Raw genomic sequence first — 243 nt, forward strand, 5'->3', positions numbered from 1 at the left:
CCCGGAAATCACTCAAGTCATCAAGGAAGTTGTGGTGATGGGCGGTGCGCACTTGAACGGCGTCAATATCACGCAGGTCGCGGAGTTCAACCTGTTCTCCGACCCTGTCGCCGCGGAAATCGTGCTCAATAGTGGGGTCAAGCTGACATTCCTACCTCTGGTCGTCACCCACTAGGTGCTCACCTGTGTAGCGCGCCTGAAGCAGATCGCCGACCTCAAGATCTATGCGAGCAAGATCGTCGG

The 243-nt window shown here is 56.8% G+C and carries 1 pseudogene; it reads left to right on the plus strand.

Annotation, left to right across the window (positions count from 1 at the left end):
* Positions 1-243 (plus strand): annotated as a pseudogene (locus tag ACFZPT_RS26885) (nucleoside hydrolase); the annotation flags it as partial.

The sequence above is a fragment of the Pseudomonas sp. MD330_10 genome, from assembly GCF_042610415.1.
GTDB classification, from domain to species: Bacteria; Pseudomonadota; Gammaproteobacteria; order Pseudomonadales; family Pseudomonadaceae; genus Aquipseudomonas; species Aquipseudomonas rhodesiae.